Source organism: Streptomyces sp. NBC_01460 (assembly GCF_036227405.1).
Taxonomy (GTDB): Bacteria; Actinomycetota; Actinomycetes; order Streptomycetales; family Streptomycetaceae; genus Streptomyces.
This window is the reverse complement of sequence record NZ_CP109473.1, coordinates 1,847,390-1,864,552: the sequence shown is the minus strand read 5'-3', so window position 1 is coordinate 1,864,552 and position 17,163 is coordinate 1,847,390. Positions and strand designations below refer to the sequence as shown.

Sequence of the window (17,163 nt, the reverse complement as noted above, 5' to 3'; positions counted from 1 at the left end):
GCGGTGCTGTGCCCGCCGGGGTCAGCCGGCGGCGACCTCGACGGCCGCCAGGTTCTTCTTGCCGCGGCGCAGGACCAGCCAGCGCCCGTGCAGCAGCTCCTCGTGGGCCGGAGCGCTCTCGCCGTCCGTGACCTTCGCGTTGTTCACGTAGGCCCCGCCCTCCTTGACCGTACGGCGGGCGGCCGACTTGCTGGCGGACAGCCCGACCTCGACCAGGAGATCCACGACCGGGCCCAGCTCGGTGACCCGGGCGTGCGGCACCTCGGACAGGGCGGCGCTCAGCGTCGCCTCGTCCAGCTCGCCCAGCTCACCCTGGCCGAACAGCGCCTTCGAGGCCGCGATGACCGCCGCGCACTGCGCGCCGCCGTGCACCAGCGTCGTCAGCTCCTCGGCCAGCGACCGCTGCGCCGAACGCGCCTGCGGACGCTCCTCCGTGAGCTTCTCCAGCTCCTCGAGCTCCTCACGGCTCCTGAAGCTGAGGATGCGCATGTACGTCGAGATGTCCCGGTCGTCCACGTTCAGCCAGAACTGGTAGAACGCGTACGGCGTCGTCATCTCCGGGTCGAGCCAGACGGCCCCGCTCTCGGACTTGCCGAACTTGGTGCCGTCCGCCTTCACCATCAGCGGCGTCGCCAGCGCGTGCACCGCGGCGCCCGGCTCCAGGCGGTGGATCAGGTCGATCCCGGCCGTGAGGTTGCCCCACTGGTCGCTGCCGCCCTGCTGGAGGGTGCAGCCGTAGCGCCGGTACAGCTCCAGGTAGTCCATGCCCTGGAGGAGCTGGTAGCTGAACTCCGTGTAGCTGATGCCCTCCTGCGACTCCAGCCGGCGGGCCACCGAGTCCTTGGTCAGCATCTTGTTGACCCGGAAGTGCTTGCCGATGTCCCGGAGGAACTCGATCGCGGACAGGCCCGCGGTCCAGTCCAGGTTGTTCACCATCGTCGCGGCGTTCGGGCCCTCGAAGGTGAGGAAGGGCTCGATCTGCCCGCGCAGCCGCTGGACCCACGCGGCGATGGTCTCCGGGTCGTTCAGCGTGCGCTCCGCCGTCGGCCGCGGGTCACCGATCTGGCCGGTGGCCCCGCCGACCAGGGCCAGCGGCCTCAGCCCGGCGAGCTGGAGCCGGCGCATGGTGAGGACCTGCACCAGGTGGCCCACGTGCAGACTCGCCGCTGTCGGGTCGAAGCCGCAATAGAAGGTGACCGGGCCGTCCGCGAGAGCCTTGCGCAATGCGTCCTCGTCGGTGGACTGGGCGAACAGCCCGCGCCACTTCAGCTCGTCGACGATGTCCGTCACGGTCGTTTCTCTCCTTCTGAGGGTTCGACTGGGTTCGCTCGGTTGTCCGGTCAGTCTATGGGCGTCATACGCCCCGGCTGACCGAGCTCATGTGGAAGTCCGGGATGCGCAGCGCGGGCATCGCGGCCCGGGTGAAGTAGTCGCCCCACTCGCGCGGCAGCGTCCTCTCCGTACGGCCCGCCTCCGACGCCCGGGACAGCAGCCCCACCGGCGACTCGTTGAACCGGAAGTTGTTCACCTCGCCGAGGACCTCGCCGTCCTCCACCAGGTACACGCCGTCCCGGGTGAGGCCGGTCAGCAGCAGGGTCGCCGGATCCACCTCGCGGATGTACCAGAGGCAGGTCAGCAGCAGCGCCCGGCCGGTCGTCGCGGCCACCATCTCCTCCAGGGACCGCTCACCGCCGCCGTCCAGGACGAGGTTGTCCATCGCGGGCGCCACCGGGAGGTCCGTCAGCGCGGCGGAGTGCCGGGTCGTGGTCAGCCGCTCCAGCCTGCCGTCCTTGATCCAGTCGGTCGGTGCCAGCGGCAGCCCGTTGTCGAAGACCGAGGAATCGTCCCCCGACGCGTGGGCGATCACGAAGGGAGCCGACTCCAGTCCCGGAGCGTGCGGATCGCTGCGCAGGTTCAGCGGCAGCTCGGAGAGCGTCTCGCCGATCCGCGTACCGCCCCCCGGCCGGGAGAAGACCGTCCGGCCCTCCGAGGCGTCCCGGGCGCCCGCCGACCAGTACTGGTAGATCAGCAGGTCCGCCACCGCGGTCGGCGGCAGCAGCGTCTCGTAGCGTCCGGCCGGCAGCTCGATCCTGCGCTCCGCCCACCCCAGGCGCCGCGCCAGCTCCGCGTCCAGGGCCGCCGGGTCGACGTCCTTGAAGTCACGGGTGGCCCGCCCCGCCCAGGCGGAACGGGTCCGGTCGGGGGACTTGGCGTTCAGCTCCAGCGTCCCGTTCGGCTGGTCGTGGCGCAGCCGCAGTCCGGTCGACGTGCCCAGGTACGTCGAGTTCAGCTGGTGGTGGGCGAAGCCGTACAGCTCACGGCCGCCCGAGCGGGCCCGTGCGAAGGCGTCGCCGAGCGCCGGGGCGAAGCCGGCGAAGACGTCGGAGCCGGTCTCGGCCGGCGGTTCGGTGAAGTCGGCGGACGCCGGGACCCCGGAGACCAGCGGCCGCGCGTCCTCCGCGGGCCCGGCGCCACGCGCGGCGGCCTCGGCGGCCCGTACGAGCGGCTCCAGGTCGTCCGCGGTGACGGCCGAGCGGGACACGACGCCGGACGCCGTCCCCTCGGCGCCGTCCACGGTCGCGATGACGGTCAGGGTCCGTCCTCGCGTCACCCCGTTCGTGGTGAGCGCGTTGCCGGCCCAGCGCAGATTGGCGGAGGAGCTCTCGTCCGCGATGACCACGCAGCCGTCGGCGGTGGACAGCTCGAGCGCCCGCTCGACGATCTCGTACGGCTTGCTGACGCGGCTCATCGCCCGCCCTCCTGAGTCGTGTTGAGGATGTTCACGCCTCGGAAGAGGGCGGAGGGGCAGCCGTGCGAGACGGCCGCGACCTGGCCCGGCTGGGCCTTGCCGCAGTTGAACGCCCCGCCCAGGACATAGGTCTGCGGTCCGCCGACCTTCTCCATCGAGCCCCAGAAGTCGGTGGTCGTCGCCTGGTACGCCACGTCCCGCAGCTGGCCCGCCAGCCTGCCGTTCTCGATGCGGAAGAACCGCTGGCCCGTGAACTGGAAGTTGTACCTCTGCATGTCGATGGACCACGACCGGTCGCCGACCACGTAGATCCCGCGCTCGACCCCGCCGATCAGGTCCTCGGTCGAGAGCCCGCCCGGATCCGGCTGCAGCGACACGTTGGCCATGCGCTGCACGGGGACGTGCTCGGGCGAGTCGGCGTAGGCGCACCCGTTGGACCGGCCCAGGCCCGTCAGCTTCGCGATCCGCCGGTCCGTCTGGTAGCCGACCAGCGTCCCGTCCTTGACCAGGTCCCAGGACTGCGCCTCGACGCCCTCGTCGTCGTACCCGACGGTCGCGAGCCCGTGCTCGGCGGTGCGGTCCCCGGTCACGTTCATCACGGGGGAGCCGTACGTCAGCTTCCCCAGCTTGTCGAAGGTCGCGAACGAGGTCCCCGCGTACGCCGCCTCGTAGCCCAGCGCCCGGTCCAGCTCGGTCGCGTGGCCGATCGACTCGTGGATGGTCAGCCACAGGTTGGACGGGTCGACGACCAGGTCGTACGTCCCCGCCTCGACGCCCGGAGCCCGCATCTTCTCGGCCAGCAGCCCGGGGATGCGCTCCAGTTCGGCGTCCCAGTCCCAGCCGGTGCCCGTGAGGTACTCCCAGCCCCGGCCCGCCGGCGGGGCGATCGTCCGCATCGAGTCGAACTCACCGGTCGTGCCGTCCACGGCCACGGCGGTCAGCTGCGGATGCACCCGCACCCGCTGCTGGGTGGTGACGGTGCCGGCGGTGTCCGCGTAGAACTTGTTCTCATGGACCGTCATCAGCGAGGCGTCCACATGCGCCACCCCGTCGGCCCGCAGCAGGCGCGTGCTCCACTCGGCGAGCAGCCCGGCCTTCTCGGCGTCGGGTACGGAGAAGGGATCGACGTCGTACGCCGACACCCAGGTCCGCTCGCCGTGCACCGGCTCGTCCGCCAGCTCGACACGCTCGTCGGAACCGGCCGCCGCGATCACCTTCGCGGACAGCTTCGCCATGGCGACCGCCTGCGAGGCCACCTTCGCCGCCGCGTCCATCGTCAGGTCCACCCCGGACGCGAAGCCCCACGCCCCGCCGTGCACCACCCGGACCGCGTACCCGGTGTCGGTGGTGTCGGAGGTCCCGGAGGGCCGGGCGTCCCGCAGCCGCCAGGAGGCGCCGCGCACCCGCTCGAACCGGAAGTCCGCGTGTACGGCGCCGAGCGCACGGGCGCGGGCGAGCGCCGCGTCGGCGAGGGCACGCAGCGGCAGGGCCAGGAACGACTGATCTACCTCGTGGGCCACGCGGGCCTCCCCTTCTCCACCTCTGAAAATGTCTCCGCAGTGAATCATGGGGGTCGCGGCGCCCCCGTGCGCGGGTTTTGCGCTGCCATGGGCCCGTACCCGCCGTTCTGTAGGGACCCGACAGACGCGGCCCGGCGGCGCTGTCAGAGACGATTCCCTGGATGAGCACGGGTACCGATAGGTTTTCGATGTACCAGACCGCCAAGGAAAGGGTGATCCGTTGAGCCGCTCGGTTCTCGTCACCGGAGGAAACCGGGGCATCGGCCTCGCCATCGCCCGCGCCTTCGCCGACAACGGCGACAGGGTCGCCGTCACCTACCGTTCGGGAGAGCCGCCGCAGGCGCTCACCGAGGCGGGAGTCCTCGCGGTCCGGTGCGACATCACCGACACCGAGCAGGTGGAGCAGGCCTACAAGGAGATCGAGGAGAAGCACGGTCCCGTGGAGGTGCTGGTCGCCAACGCCGGTATCACCAAGGACCAGTTGCTGATGCGGATGTCCGAGGACGACTTCACGTCCGTGCTCGACACCAACCTCACCGGTACCTTCCGCGTCGTCAAGCGGGCCAACCGTGCGATGCTGCGCGCCAAGAAGGGCCGCGTCGTCCTCATCTCCTCCGTGGTCGGCCTCCTCGGCTCGGCCGGACAGGCGAACTACGCGGCGTCCAAGGCGGGCCTGGTCGGCTTCGCCCGGTCGCTCGCCCGTGAGCTCGGTTCGCGGAACATCACGTTCAACGTCGTCGCACCCGGGTTCGTCGACACCGACATGACCCAGGCGCTCACCGACGAGCAGCGCAAGGGCATCGTGGCGCAGGTGCCGCTCGGCCGCTACGCGCAGCCCGCCGAGATCGCCGCCGCGGTGCGCTTCCTCGCGTCCGACGACGCGTCGTACATCACTGGAGCCGTCATCCCCGTTGACGGCGGATTGGGCATGGGTCACTGATCACCATGAGCGGAATTCTCGACGGCAAGCGCATCCTCATCACGGGCGTGCTGATGGAGTCGTCCATCGCCTTTCACACCGCGAAGGTGGCCCAGGAGCAGGGCGCCGAGGTCATCCTCACGGCGTTCCCCCGCCCGACGCTGACCGAGCGGATCGCCAAGAAGCTCCCGAAGCCCGTCAAGGTGCTCGAGCTCGACGTGACCGACGCGGAGCACCTGGAGCGGCTGGCCGGCCTGGTCAAGGACGAGCTGGGCTCGCTGGACGGCGTCGTGCACTCCATCGGCTTCGCGCCGCAGGACGCGCTCGGCGGCAACTTCCTGAACACCCCGTTCGAGTCGGTCGCCACCGCGATGCACGTCTCGGCGTTCTCCCTGAAGTCGCTCGCCATGGCCTGCAAGCCCCTGATGAACGACGGCGGCTCGATCGTCGGCCTCACCTTCGACGCGCAGTTCGCCTGGCCCCAGTACGACTGGATGGGCCCGGCCAAGGCCGCGCTGGAGGCCACCTCCCGCTACCTCGCCCGGGACCTGGGCAAGGACAGCATCCGCTGCAACCTGATCTCGGCCGGACCGCTCGGCTCCATGGCCGCGAAGTCCATCCCGGGCTTCGGTGAGCTCGCGGACGTCTGGAACCACCGCTCCCCGCTGGAGTGGGACATGACCGACCCCGAGCCGGCCGGCCGCGGTGTGGTCGCGCTGCTCTCCGACTTCTTCCCGAAGACCACGGGCGAGATCATCCACGTCGACGGTGGCGTGCACATGATGGGCGCCTGACCCGAACGGCTGACGGACGGCCGCGTACCACCGCAGGAGCGGTCGGTACGCGGCCGTCGCGCGTGTCGGCCGTGCCCCGTCCGGCCTGTCGGCCCTCGAGTCGAAAAGCCGGCCGTTCCACCGCAGAATGTGGTGGAACCGGACTTCTGGTCAGGCTACGGGGAGGAGAACGCCGTGCGCTCCACACGTCGCCGAACCTGGGCCCTGCTCGCGGCGGCGGCCGTCGTCGCCGGGCTCCTGGCCCCGGTGGCCGTGAGTGCGGCCAACCGGGCGGGAAGCGGGGCGGCGGCGCCCCTCACCCCGGAACCGGAGCCCTCGGGCGCCGAATGCCGTACGTCGGTCGACGGCTCCCAGGTGGTCGCCTACTGCCACAACCCGTATCCCACGACCGATCTCGTCCGGCTCCACACCGAGTGCGCGCGCTGGTGGGACGTCGACGCCGACGCCGAGGCGGTCGCGGTGCAGCCGGGCCGCACGGTGAAGCTGGAGGACCGGTGCTGGAAAGAGGTCGGCTCGGCCTGGGTCAGCCACTCGACGGCCCGATGAACGCGCCGCCGGCCCGTCCCTAGACCCGCTCCCGCAGGCAGCTCAGCGCGTGGGCGGCGGCCTCGGCGGCAGCCGTCTCCGCGTCGCCCGCCCGGATCGCCTCGACGAGCCGGGAGTGGTCCATGAGCCCGTCGGGTCCCAGTTCCGGGCCGACGTCGTCCCGCAGGTAGTCGCGGAGCAGGTCGTTCAGGTCGGCGTAGAGCTCGGTCAGCACGTCGTTGTGCGACGCGGCGACCACGGCGAGGTGCAGGGTCGCGTCGGCGGCCACGAAGCCCTCCGCGTCCCCGGACGCCCACACGGCCTCCCGTCGCGCCATCAGCGTGTCCAGCTGCCGCAGATCGCGGTCCGTCCGCCGCAGGGCGGCGAGCCTGGCCGCGGAGGACTCCAGGGTGGAGCGGAGCTCGGCGACGTGCCGGGGGTCGGCGTCCGCGAAACGGCGGTGCATCACCCCGGCCAGTTCGCTGGTCGCCACCACATACGTACCGGAGCCCTGGCGGATGTCCAGCAGCCCGTTGTGCGCCAGGGCGCGCACGGCCTCGCGCACCGTGTTGCGGGCGACCCCCAGCTGCTCGACCAGCTCGGGCTCGGTGGGGATCCGTGAGCCGACCGGCCACTCGCCCGCGGTGATCTGGTTCCTCAGCTGGGCAATCACCTGGTCGGCGAGAGCCGAACGCCGCGTGGACGTCAGCGCCATGGTGCTCCTTGGTGGTGTTCCGGAAAGGGTGGTCCGGGAGGTGCGGGCCCGTCGGACGTCTCCCCGATTGTCTCAGGGGGAGAGTACGAGTGGACAGTCAATCATCCCATGATTCTATGATGGGTCCCATGCGCCACGACGAGACCCCGACCTTGAGTCCTCCCGCCGCCCCCACCGCCCCCGCCCCCGCGCCCGGCACAGCCGGGCCCGGCCCTTCCCCCTGGGTGCTGCGGATCGTCACCCTCGGCCTGGTTCTCGCCGCGCTCAACCTCCGGCCCGCCATCACCAGCCTCGGCCCGCTCCTGGAGGAGGTCCGGGACGGGCTGCACATGAGCGGCAGCGTCGCCGGTGTCCTCACCTCCGTGCCGCCGCTCTGCTTCGCGGTCTTCGGGTTCATGGCGCCGCGGCTGGCCCGCAGGTTCGGCCCCAGCGCCGTCGTGTGCGCCGGGATGGCGGCCATCGCCGCCGGCCTGCTGCTGCGCCCCTTCGTGGGCGGCACGGCGGGGTTCCTCGCCGCCAGCGCACTGGCCCTGATGGGCATCGCGGTCAGCAACGTCCTGATGCCCGTCATCGTCAAGCGCTGGTTCCCCGACCGGGTCGGCACCGTGACCGGCCTCTACTCCATGGCCCTGGCCCTCGGCACCGCCCTCGCGGCCGCCCTCACCGTGCCCCTGACCGACGCGATGGGCGGTGACTGGAGGACCGGGCTGGCCGTCTGGGCGGCGCTGGCCGTCGTCGCGGTCCTGCCCTGGCTCCCGTTCGTGAAGGACCGGGCCGACACGTCGGGGCGGGCCGCCGGCACCCCCGCCCCGCCCGCCCTCCGGATCACCCGGAGCCGTACCTCCTGGGCGCTCGCCTGCTTCTTCGGCCTCCAGGCCACGGCCGCCTACATCACCATGGGCTGGATGCCCCAGATCTTCCGTGACGCGGGGATCCCGGCCGGCACCGCCGGCGTCCTGCTCGCGGTGACCATGGCCATGGGCGTGCCCCTCGCCTTCGTCATCCCCCGGGTCGCCTCCCGGCTGCGCACCCAGGGCCCGATCGTCCTCGTCCTCAGCGGATGCGGCCTCCTCGGCTACGCGGGGCTCTACCTGGCCCCGGCCGGCGGCGCCTGGCTCTGGGCGCTGCTGCTGGGCATCGCCAACTGTGCCTTCCCGCTCGCCCTCACCATGATCGGGATGCGTTCGCGCAGCGGCGCCGGAGTGGTCAGGCTCTCCGCCTTCGCCCAGTCCACGGGCTACCTCCTCTCGATCCCCGGCCCGCTGCTGGTCGGCGTGCTCTACCAGCACAGCGGCGGCTGGGGCCTGCCGCTCGCCCTCATGGCCGGCCTCCTCGTGCCGCAGACGATCGCGGGGATGCTCGCCGGGAGGGACCGGACGATCGAGGACGAGTGCTGAGATGCGAGACTGTGCGCATGCCAGTGCTCGAACCGAATCCCCCGAACGGCCAGAGGAAGCTCCTCCTCGTCTTCGGGACGATGCTTCTCATCTCCGTCGTCATCGGCGTGATCGCCACGATCGCCTCGCCCTGACCCTCAGAGGTGGGGACAGCCCCCCTGTCCCCTAGGGGGCCGGTTTCAGGGTCGAGTGGGTGGGCCACCGGATGGGACCGCCGCCGCCCGGACCGTAGGTTCTTGGTGACGACAGCCGAGGACCCACGGAGGCGGACATGGCGGCCCGTACACAGACCCGGACCCACCGCCCGGCCCCGGACAGCGTCGAGGTCCGGCTGCCGTGGTGGGCCGTCGCGCTGCCCGCCCTCGCCTTCGCCGCGCTCCTCCTGCTGATCGTGGAACCCGGCCAGGCACACGCGGCGGCGGGAGACCCCGCGATCGGGCGGCTGCTCGGGCACATCCTCGGCCTGATGCCCGCCTGACCGGCGCCGCACACCCTCCGCCGCCGTTCGTTCACCCTCAGCGGGCGAGCATGTCAACACCCTGCGCCCGGAGGCTCGATCCGTGCGAAGCTGAGGTGTATGAGCGCCGATACACCTCGCAGGATCGTCCTTCTCAGGCACGCAAAGGCGGAATGGTCGCAGGACTCCGACCATGAGCGGCCCCTGGCGGAACGGGGCAGGAAGGACGCGCCTGTCGCCGGCCTCAGGCTGGCCGATTCGGGAACCGCCTTCGACCTGGCTCTGTGCTCGACCGCCACCAGGACCCGCGAGACCTGGAAGCTCGCGGTCCACGAGTTCGAGCAGCGCCCCAGGACCGTGTACGAGGAGAGGCTCTACGAGGCCTCCCTCGGCGAGCTGATCGCCCTGTTCGGCGAGACCCCCGACGACGTGACGAACCTGCTGGTCATCGGCCACAATCCCGGCATGCACGGCGCCGCGGACGCTCTCTCCGGCAGCGCCGAGGGCGACACGCTCGCCCGCATGACCAGGGACGGCTTCCCGACCGCGGCCTACGCCGTCGTCGAGTTCTCCGGCTCCTGGAAGACCCTGGAGCACGGGGTGGGCAAGCTCGTCGAGTACTGGACGCCGAACGACTGAGCACGACGTACGACAGGGGCGCGGCACACCTCGTGTGCCGCGCCCCTGTCGTACGTACGAGGTCCGGACCTCAGTCGACGAGGCCGTCGGCGGCCTCGACCTCCTCGCGGGTGATCCCGAGGAGATACAGCACCGTGTCCAGGAACGGGACGTTCACCGCCGTGTGGGCGGCCTGACGGACGACCGGCTTGGCGTTGAAGGCGACACCCAGACCGGCGGTGTTCAGCATGTCCAGGTCGTTGGCGCCGTCGCCGATCGCCACCGTCTGCGCCAGCGGCACCCCCGCCTGCTCCGCGAAGCTGCGCAGCAGCCGGGCCTTGCCCGCCCGGTCCACGATGTCGCCCACGACCCGGCCGGTGAGCCTGCCGTCGACGACCTCCAGCGTGTTGGCGGAGGCGAAGTCGAGCCCGAGTCGCTCCTTCAGGTCGTCTGTGACCTGGGTGAAGCCTCCCGAGACCACACCCACTTGGTAACCGAGCCGCTTCAGGGTCCGGATCAGGGTGCGGGCACCGGGGGTCAGCCGGACCTCCGCCCGCACCTTCTCCACCACCGACACGTCGAGGCCGGCCAGCAGCGCCACGCGCGCGTGCAGGGACTGCTCGAAGTCCAGCTCGCCCCGCATCGCCTGCTCGGTCACCGCGGCGACCTCGGCCTCGCACCCGGCGTGGGCGGCGAAGAGCTCGATGACCTCGTCCTGGATCAGCGTCGAGTCCACGTCCATGACGACCAGCCGCTGCGCCCGGCGGCTCAGCCCCGCCGACACGACGGCGATGTCGACGCCGATCCCGGCGGCCTCCGTCGCCAGCGCGGTCCGCAGCTCCTCGGTCCCGGTCCCGGAGACCGCGAACTCGACGGCGGTGACGGGGTACTTCGCGAGGCGGAAGATACGGTCGATGTTGCCGCCGGTGGAGGTGATCCTGGCCGCTATGGCCGCCGTGGACTCCGCGGTCAGCGGGTGCCCCAGCACGGTCACATGGGAACGGCCGTCGCCGCGGGGGCGGTTGTCGCCCGTGCCCGAGATGATCTCGGCCTGCAGCTTGAGCGACTCGGCCCAGCTGTGCACGGTCGCCCGCAGATCGCCCTCGGTCGTGCCGCCCGGGGTGGGGGACGTCACGAGGGCGCACAGGACGATGCGGCCACGCGTGACGACCTGCTCGATGTCCACGACATCGACGGCGTACGCGGCCAGGGTGTCGAAGAGTCCGGCGGTGATGCCCGGACGGTCCTTCCCGAAGATCTTGACGAGAAGCGTGGGTGCGTCCGTGTCCCGAGGAGACTCGGGGAGCTCAGGAGACCGGGGTGACCGAGGTGGCTGAGATGCGCTCATGGTGGTCCCACCGTATAGGGCCGCCGGGCGGGCTCCGAAGCCGTCCCGAGTGGCGGACAGCCGGGGACCGGGCCGCCGGGCCCGGTCACGGGGCCCCGGATGGGATGCTCCGGTCCCATTTCTCCCGAGTCGGGCGAGGGGGTGCCGAGCCTCCTCGCCGTCTTCACGCCGCCCGGCTTTCCGTTACGGGACCGGTCCTGGAATAGTTCCCCACGATGTTCAGCATCCCTAGGCTCCCTGCGACGGGGGCGACTCGGGGGACAACTAGTGGGGCGCGGAGTGCCGGAACTCGTACTGGAATTGAATGGAAGGACCTGGGCGCTCGATCCGTCCAGGTCGTACACCCTCGGACGTGATCCGCAGGGCGACCTCACGATCGACGACGCCAGGGTGTCGTGGCGGCATGCCACGGTCAGCTGGAACGGCCGCGGCTGGTCCATCGAGGACCACGGCAGCACGAACGGCACCTATGTGCAGGGCCGGCGTGTCCAGCAGATGGAGATCGCCCCCGGGACCTCGGTCCACCTGGGCAACGCCACCGACGGACCGCGGGTGACCCTCACCGCGGCGGCGGGTGCCGGAGTCCAGGGCGGGCCGGCGGAAGGCGTCCGGAAGGCCCCGGCTCCTCCCGTGCAGCAGGCGCCCGTGCAGCAGCCGCAGCACGCCCCGGCGCAGCAGCCGCAGCAGGGTGGTGCCGGCTGGGCCGGCGGTCCCGCCCCGCAGCAGCCGGCCTGGCAGCAGGCGCAGCAGCCGCAGCAGCCCCAGGTCCCGCACCAGCAGGGCCACGCCGGCCCGCCGCCCGGAGCCGGTGTGCCCGGTGGCCCGGCGGGGGCACCGCCGGTCTACGGGGACCGCAGCCCGACGACGTTCCACCAGCTCGACCTCGGCCGGGTCATGCGCATCGGCCGCGCGCTCGAGAACGAGCTGGTCGTCTCCGACCTCCAGGTCTCGCGTCTGCACGCCGAGTTCCGCGCGACGCCCGACGGCCGCTTCGAGATCCGCGACCTGGGATCCCACAACGGCACGTACGTCAACGGCCAGCCGCTCAGCAAGTCCGGCTCGGCGCTCATCGGCCCGAACGACATCGTCGGCGTCGGTCACTCGACCTTCCGGCTGGTCGGGGACCGGCTGGAAGAGTTCGTCGACACCGGTGAGGTCTCCTTCTCGGCCCGCCACCTCACGGTGACGGTCGACGGAGGCAAGGACATCCTCAAGGACGTCTCCTTCGGCGTGCCCGAGAAGTCGCTGATCGCGGTCATCGGCCCGTCGGGCTCCGGCAAGTCCACCCTGCTCAAGGCGCTCACCGGCTACCGGCCCGCCAACCAGGGTGACGTCCTCTACGACAACCGGAACCTGTACAAGCAGTTCGCCGAGCTGCGGCAGCGCATCGGTCTGGTCCCGCAGGACGACATCCTGCACAAGGAACTCACGGTCACCAGGGCTCTGCGGTACGCGGCGAAGCTGCGCTTCCCCGCGGACACCACGGAGGCCGAGCGCACCGCCCGGATCCACGAGGTCCTCGCCGAGCTCAAGCTCGACATCCACCGGGACAAGAAGATCACCTCGCTCTCCGGCGGCCAGCGCAAGCGCGTCTCGGTCGCCCTGGAGCTGCTGACCAAGCCGTCGCTGATCTTCCTGGACGAGCCGACCTCGGGTCTCGACCCGGGCATGGACCGTGATGTCATGCAGCTGCTGCGCGGCCTGGCCGACGACGGCCGTACGGTCCTCGTGGTCACGCACTCCGTGGCCGAGCTGGCCATCTGCGACAAGCTCCTGGTGATGGCGCCGGGCGGATCCGTCGCCTACTTCGGCCCTCCCGAGGAGGCGCTGAACTTCTTCGGCTACACCAGCTGGGCCGACGTCTTCTCCGCGTTCGAGAACTACCGCGACTACGACTGGGCGGGCCGCTGGCGCGGATCGCAGCACTACCAGATGTACGCCGCGGACATCGACGCCGTCGCCGCGCAGCCCGTGCACATGCCGCCGCCGCAGCAGATCCGCCCCCCGAAGCCCTCGGGCTGGACGGCGCAGCTGTGGACGCTGATGCGCCGCTACGTGTCGGTGATCGCGTCCGACAAGGGGTTCCTGCTCCTGATGGTGCTCCTGCCGGCCGTGCTCGGCGTCGTCAGCGTCGTCATCCCGGCGGAGTTCGGACTGGCGGAGCCCGATCCGCCCTCCCGCTTCAACGGCAAGGCCGGGACCATCATGCTGATCCTCGCGGTCGGCATGTGCTTCGCCGCCGCGGCGAACTCGGTGCGAGAGCTGATCAAGGAGCGGGTGATCTACGAGCGGGAACGGGCCACCGGCCTCTCCCGTTCCGCCTACCTGCTGTCCAAGGTGATCGTCCTCGGCGTGATCACGGCCTTCCAGGGCGTGATCATCTGCGGGATCGGCTTCTCGACCCGCGATCTGCCGGAGGAGGGCCTGTTCATGCCCCCCGCCGTGGAGATCTGCCTGTCGATCATCGTGCTCGGCTTCGCGTCGATGATGTTCGGCCTCATGATCTCCGCGCTGGTGAAGACCGCCGAGAAGACCATGCCGCTGCTCGTCATGTTCGCCATCGTCCAGGTCGTCTTCACCGGCGTGCTCTTCCAGGTCTACGGGTCGCCGGGCCTGGAGCAGTTCGCCTGGCTGATGCCGTCGCGCTGGGCCGTGGCCGCGGCGGGTACCACGCTGGACCTCGCCCACCTCATGCCGCCGTGGGACCCGAAGAAGCCGACCGACCTGGACCCGCTCTGGGAGCACTCGGCCGGGCAGTGGGGGATCAACATCGCGGTGATGCTCTTCATGAGCGCCGTTCTCTTCTTCGCGGTGTCGCGGATGCTGCGCCGCCACGAGCCCGAGGTGATGCGCAAGTAGTGCAGTCCGGGCCGTCGGGCCCGGAAACGCCCGAGGGCGGCAACCCCGTGGGGTGCCGCCCTTCGGCATGTGCCGGCCGGTCACGCGACGCTGCGGACCGGCGGGCCCTCTGTGCCAGGCCTTGCTCGGTGCGTGGCTCAGTACGCGCTGTCGACGTTGTCGATCGAGCCGTACTTGTCCGCGGCGTAGTTGGCGGCGGCGGTGATGTTGGCGACCGGGTCGTACTGGTCGTGCTTGGTGCCCTTGACGTGGTAGAAGTCGAAGGTCGGCTTGATGACCTGCAGGAGGCCCTTCGACGGGACGCCGTTGATGGCGTTGATGTCCCAGTCGTTGATGGCACGGGGGTTACCGCTGGACTCGCGGATGATGTTGCGGTGCAGGCCCTCGTAGGTGCCGGGGATGTTCTTCTTGTCCATGATGGCGAGAGCCTCACGGATCCAGCCGTCCAGGTTGTTCTTGTAGACCGGCTTGCGGTCGGCGGCGCGGCTGGCCTTCTTCTTGGCGGCACGCTTCTTCGCGTCGGCCTTGGCCTCGGCGACGGCCTTGGCCTTCGCCTCCGCCTTCGCGGCGGCCTTCTTCTTGGCGGCGGCCTCCTTGGCCTTCGCCTCGTCGGCGGCCTTGACCAGCTGCTGGGCCGTGGCGTTCTGCTCGATGGAGCCGGCCTGGACGTCGGTCTTCGCCTGCGAGCCGGTGTAGGCGACCGGCGCGGCGGCCGAAGCGGCCTGCGGCTCGGTCGTGGCCGAGGCGTCGTGCGGGACGAGGGAGAAGGCGACGGCGGCGGCGGCCAGGGTCGAGACCCCCGCGACGGAGAGCTTCTGCGTCTTGTTGAGACGACGGCTACGGCTGGAGATGCGGGACACGGACATACAGTCGTACCTCTTCGAACTAGGGGGTCCTCGGCGAGGACGCGGACGGAAGCGCCGGGGCGCATCTCCGTCGGGGACAACCCAATTCTTAGCTCCAGCAAAATGACGTGGCAAAGGTGTGACGTACGAAGCCGGGTAGTGGGCAGGGGTCTCGTTCATACCTTCTTGTCCGGTTTGAACCCGCGCAACTTGCCCCTTTTGAGTCGACTATCCGTCTTCGTAAGTGACGTGGGTCCTATGCCTGGGCTCACACGGGGCGCCCTTCGCGTTCACAAATAGTTGCTCCTGTAATGCGGAGCGTGAGGGGATTTCCAGGGCTCGGAGGCAGGGGAAAGGCGCCGGGGACCCCGAACTCCCGCGCCGGAGGGGCGAAGCCCCGCGCTCCGGTGCGGCCCCGGATCGCGCGAGGCCCCCGAGGGCTCGCGCGAGCCCCTCGGACCTAGGTCCGAGGGCCTACGCCGGGGCCGTCCACAGCCCGATCCGGCGGGATCGCGCCCGCCGGTACGGTGAGCGCATGAGCCACCGCCCGCCGTCCGGCCTCGCCGCGGTCAGTGCCGCCCTGCTCGCCATGAGCCGGCACCTCGAGATGAGGGACGTCCTCAAGACGATCGTCGCCTCGGCCCGCGAACTGCTCGACGCCGAGTACGCGGCGCTCGGTGTGCCGGACGACCACGGCGGCTTCGCCCAGTTCGTCGTCGACGGGGTCAGCGACGAGCGGTGGAAGGCCATCGGTCCGCTGCCGCGCCAGCACGGCATCCTCGCGGCGATGCTCCACGAGGCGAAGCCCCAGCGGCTCGCCGACGTACGGAAGGACCCCCGGTTCGAGGGCTGGCCCGACGCCCACCCCGAGATGTCCGACTTCCTGGGGCTGCCCGTCCAGGACGGCGACGAGACCATCGGCGCGCTCTTCCTCGCCAACAAGCGCTGCCCCCGGCCGACGGGCGGCTGCGGCTTCACGGAGGAGGACGAGGAGCTCCTCGGGATCCTCGCCCAGCACGCGGCGATCGCCCTCACCAACGCCAGGCTCTACGAACGCAGCCGCGAGCTGACGATCGCCGAGGAGCGCTCCCGCCTCGCCCACGAGCTGCACGACGCCGTCAGTCAGAAGCTCTTCTCGCTCCGGCTCACCGCCCAGGCCGCCGCAGCCCTCGTCGACCGGGACCCGGCCCGGGCCAAGGGCGAGCTCCAGCAGGTCGCCACCCTGGCCGGGGAGGCCGTGGACGAGCTGCGCGCCGCCGTCGTCGAGCTGCGCCCCGCCGCTCTGGACGAGGACGGCCTGGTCGCCACCCTCCGCACCCAGATCCAGGTCCTGGACCGCGCCCACAGCGCCCGGGTCACCTTCGGGAGCACCGGGGTGCGCGCCCTGCCCGCCGCTCAGGAGGAGGCGATGCTCAGGGTCGCCCAGGAGGCCCTGCACAACGCCCTGCGCCACTCGGGCGCCGGGCTGGTCACGGTCACGCTCGGCCGGGAGGCCTCGGCCACGGTGCTGCGGATCGCCGACGACGGCCGCGGGTTCGACACCCAGGTGGTCCGGCGTGCCGGACGCCACCTGGGCCTCGTCTCCATGCGGCACCGCGCGGACAGCGTCGGGGGCCGGCTCACCGTGGCCTCGGAGCCCGGCGAGGGCACCACGATCCGGATGGAGGTCCCCTGTGTCTGACAAGGTCATCAAGGTGCTGCTGGTGGACGACCACCAGGTGGTCCGCAGGGGACTGCGGACCTTCCTCGAGGTCCAGGACGACATAGAGGTCGTCGGGGAGGCGGCGGACGGGGCCGAGGGCGTCGCCAGGGCCGAGGAGCTGCGGCCCGACGTCGTCCTGATGGACATCAAGATGCCCGGCATGGACGGCATCGAGGCGCTGCGCCGGCTCAGGGAGCTCGAGAACCCCGCCAGGGTGCTGATCGTCACCAGCTTCACCGAGCAGCGCACGGTCGTACCCGCCCTGCGGGCAGGAGCGTCGGGCTACGTGTACAAGGACGTGGACCCCGACGCCCTCGCCGGTGCCATCCGCTCGGTCCACGCGGGCCACGTCCTGCTCCAGCCGGAGGTCGCCGGGGCGCTGCTGGCCCAGGACGACACAGGTAACGGCACGGGGCGGGGGAGCACCCTGACGGAGCGGGAGCGCGAGGTGCTCGGCCTGATCGCCGACGGGCGCTCCAACCGGGAGATCGCCCGGGCGCTCGTCCTGTCGGAGAAGACGGTCAAGACGCACGTCTCGAACATCCTGATGAAGCTCGATCTGTCGGACCGGACCCAGGCCGCGCTGTGGGCGGTCCGGAACGGAGCGGCGGGCTGACGGGGCACCGTTGATCGGAAAATCGGACGGTTCCCTTCCGGTCTGAGATTCATAATGTCGGGCGTACGTCACCCGTACGGCGCATCCTCAGGGGCGTGA

Annotated in this window: 16 protein-coding genes; 10 read left to right on the top strand and 6 right to left on the bottom strand. The window is 71.1% G+C overall.

Annotation, left to right across the window (positions count from 1 at the left end):
• Nucleotides 1-21: 21 nt before the first annotated feature.
• The 3 genes from tyrS to OG488_RS08285 form a co-directional block, all read right to left on the bottom strand.
• A complete protein-coding gene (gene tyrS / locus OG488_RS08295; RefSeq protein WP_329227335.1) occupies nucleotides 22-1,290 on the bottom strand; it encodes a tyrosine--tRNA ligase in 1,269 nt (422 codons plus the stop codon).
• Between the two features lie 64 nt (nucleotides 1,291-1,354).
• Entirely contained in the window at nucleotides 1,355-2,749 is a 1,395-nt protein-coding gene (locus tag OG488_RS08290) for a metallopeptidase TldD-related protein (RefSeq protein WP_329227333.1), read from the bottom strand.
• Nucleotides 2,746-4,269, bottom strand: a complete 1,524-nt coding sequence (locus tag OG488_RS08285; protein ID WP_329227332.1) for a TldD/PmbA family protein — start codon at nucleotides 4,267-4,269, stop codon at nucleotides 2,746-2,748. The genes OG488_RS08290 and OG488_RS08285 overlap by 4 nt, the downstream gene beginning before the upstream one ends.
• A 220-nt stretch (nucleotides 4,270-4,489) precedes the next feature.
• Between OG488_RS08285 and fabG the strand changes: the two genes are divergently transcribed.
• The 3 genes from fabG to OG488_RS08270 all read left to right on the top strand — a co-directional run bounded on the left by fabG (nucleotide 4,490) and on the right by OG488_RS08270 (nucleotide 6,528).
• Nucleotides 4,490-5,209 carry a 3-oxoacyl-[acyl-carrier-protein] reductase gene (gene fabG / locus OG488_RS08280; protein WP_329227330.1) on the top strand — a complete coding sequence of 240 codons (720 nt, stop codon included), beginning with the start codon at nucleotides 4,490-4,492 and terminating at the stop codon, nucleotides 5,207-5,209.
• A gap of 5 nt (nucleotides 5,210-5,214) precedes the next feature.
• On the top strand, nucleotides 5,215-5,982 hold the full coding sequence (gene fabI, locus OG488_RS08275) for an enoyl-ACP reductase FabI (RefSeq protein ID WP_329227328.1): 768 nt from the start codon (nucleotides 5,215-5,217) through the stop codon (nucleotides 5,980-5,982).
• A gap of 174 nt (nucleotides 5,983-6,156) precedes the next feature.
• Nucleotides 6,157-6,528 carry a hypothetical protein gene (locus OG488_RS08270; protein WP_329227326.1) on the top strand — a complete coding sequence of 124 codons (372 nt, stop codon included), beginning with the start codon at nucleotides 6,157-6,159 and terminating at the stop codon, nucleotides 6,526-6,528.
• Between the two features lie 19 nt (nucleotides 6,529-6,547).
• On the opposite strand, the gene OG488_RS08265 is transcribed toward OG488_RS08270, so the two are convergent.
• Nucleotides 6,548-7,222, bottom strand: coding sequence for a FadR/GntR family transcriptional regulator (locus tag OG488_RS08265; protein ID WP_329227323.1), 675 nt, complete (start codon nucleotides 7,220-7,222; stop codon nucleotides 6,548-6,550).
• 128 nt (nucleotides 7,223-7,350) lie between these two features.
• Here OG488_RS08265 and OG488_RS08260 point away from each other — a divergent pair, with 128 nt between their 5' ends.
• From OG488_RS08260 to OG488_RS08245, 4 genes are all read left to right on the top strand, one after another.
• Nucleotides 7,351-8,619 (top strand): CynX/NimT family MFS transporter, encoded by a 1,269-nt coding sequence (locus OG488_RS08260; RefSeq protein ID WP_406461661.1) that lies wholly within the window; start codon nucleotides 7,351-7,353, stop codon nucleotides 8,617-8,619.
• A gap of 17 nt (nucleotides 8,620-8,636) precedes the next feature.
• The gene (locus OG488_RS08255; protein ID WP_329227320.1) at nucleotides 8,637-8,753 is read left to right on the top strand and encodes an SGM_5486 family transporter-associated protein; all 117 of its coding nucleotides are present in this window, start codon (nucleotides 8,637-8,639) and stop codon (nucleotides 8,751-8,753) included.
• Nucleotides 8,754-8,890: 137 nt separating this feature from the next.
• Nucleotides 8,891-9,097 carry a hypothetical protein gene (locus OG488_RS08250; RefSeq protein WP_329227318.1) on the top strand — a complete coding sequence of 69 codons (207 nt, stop codon included), beginning with the start codon at nucleotides 8,891-8,893 and terminating at the stop codon, nucleotides 9,095-9,097.
• Nucleotides 9,098-9,196: 99 nt separating this feature from the next.
• Entirely contained in the window at nucleotides 9,197-9,715 is a 519-nt protein-coding gene (locus OG488_RS08245; RefSeq protein WP_329227316.1) for a SixA phosphatase family protein, read from the top strand.
• A 70-nt stretch (nucleotides 9,716-9,785) separates the two neighbouring features.
• Here OG488_RS08245 and serB read toward each other — a convergent pair whose 3' ends face one another.
• Entirely contained in the window at nucleotides 9,786-11,042 is a 1,257-nt protein-coding gene (serB, locus tag OG488_RS08240) for a phosphoserine phosphatase SerB (protein WP_329227314.1), read from the bottom strand.
• Nucleotides 11,043-11,309: 267 nt separating this feature from the next.
• Here serB and OG488_RS08235 point away from each other — a divergent pair, with 267 nt between their 5' ends.
• Nucleotides 11,310-13,901: an ABC transporter ATP-binding protein/permease gene (locus tag OG488_RS08235; protein WP_329227312.1), complete on the top strand. Its 2,592-nt coding sequence runs from the start codon at nucleotides 11,310-11,312 to the stop codon at nucleotides 13,899-13,901.
• A 137-nt stretch (nucleotides 13,902-14,038) separates the two neighbouring features.
• Here the strand turns inward: OG488_RS08235 and OG488_RS08230 are convergent, their stop codons facing one another.
• The gene (locus tag OG488_RS08230; RefSeq protein WP_329227310.1) at nucleotides 14,039-14,767 is read right to left on the bottom strand and encodes a transglycosylase SLT domain-containing protein; all 729 of its coding nucleotides are present in this window, start codon (nucleotides 14,765-14,767) and stop codon (nucleotides 14,039-14,041) included.
• 514 nt (nucleotides 14,768-15,281) lie between these two features.
• On the opposite strand from OG488_RS08230, the gene OG488_RS08225 reads away from it, so the two are divergent.
• Both OG488_RS08225 and OG488_RS08220 read left to right on the top strand, forming a co-directional pair.
• Nucleotides 15,282-16,427, top strand: a complete 1,146-nt coding sequence (locus OG488_RS08225) for a GAF domain-containing sensor histidine kinase (RefSeq protein ID WP_329227308.1) — start codon at nucleotides 15,282-15,284, stop codon at nucleotides 16,425-16,427.
• A complete protein-coding gene (locus tag OG488_RS08220) occupies nucleotides 16,420-17,064 on the top strand; it encodes a response regulator transcription factor (RefSeq protein WP_329227306.1) in 645 nt (214 codons plus the stop codon). Before OG488_RS08225 ends, OG488_RS08220 begins: the two co-directional genes overlap by 8 nt.
• Nucleotides 17,065-17,163: the final 99 nt, after the last annotated feature.

What these genes read in the sequence shown, in the direction of transcription:
- OG488_RS08290 (WP_329227333.1), bottom strand. Translation starts at nt 2,749, where the DNA reads ATGAGCCGCGTCAGCAAGCCGTACGAGATCGTCGAGCGGGCGCTCGAG.
- fabI (WP_329227328.1), top strand. Translation starts at nt 5,215, where the DNA reads ATGAGCGGAATTCTCGACGGCAAGCGCATCCTCATCACGGGCGTGCTG.
- OG488_RS08265 (WP_329227323.1), bottom strand. Translation starts at nt 7,222, where the DNA reads ATGGCGCTGACGTCCACGCGGCGTTCGGCTCTCGCCGACCAGGTGATT.
- OG488_RS08260 (WP_406461661.1), top strand. Translation starts at nt 7,351, where the DNA reads ATGCGCCACGACGAGACCCCGACCTTGAGTCCTCCCGCCGCCCCCACC.
- OG488_RS08255 (WP_329227320.1), top strand. Translation starts at nt 8,637, where the DNA reads ATGCCAGTGCTCGAACCGAATCCCCCGAACGGCCAGAGGAAGCTCCTC.
- OG488_RS08250 (WP_329227318.1), top strand. Translation starts at nt 8,891, where the DNA reads ATGGCGGCCCGTACACAGACCCGGACCCACCGCCCGGCCCCGGACAGC.
- OG488_RS08245 (WP_329227316.1), top strand. Translation starts at nt 9,197, where the DNA reads ATGAGCGCCGATACACCTCGCAGGATCGTCCTTCTCAGGCACGCAAAG.
- serB (WP_329227314.1), bottom strand. Translation starts at nt 11,042, where the DNA reads ATGAGCGCATCTCAGCCACCTCGGTCACCCCGGTCTCCTGAGCTCCCC.
- OG488_RS08230 (WP_329227310.1), bottom strand. Translation starts at nt 14,767, where the DNA reads ATGTCCGTGTCCCGCATCTCCAGCCGTAGCCGTCGTCTCAACAAGACG.
- OG488_RS08225 (WP_329227308.1), top strand. Translation starts at nt 15,282, where the DNA reads ATGAGCCACCGCCCGCCGTCCGGCCTCGCCGCGGTCAGTGCCGCCCTG.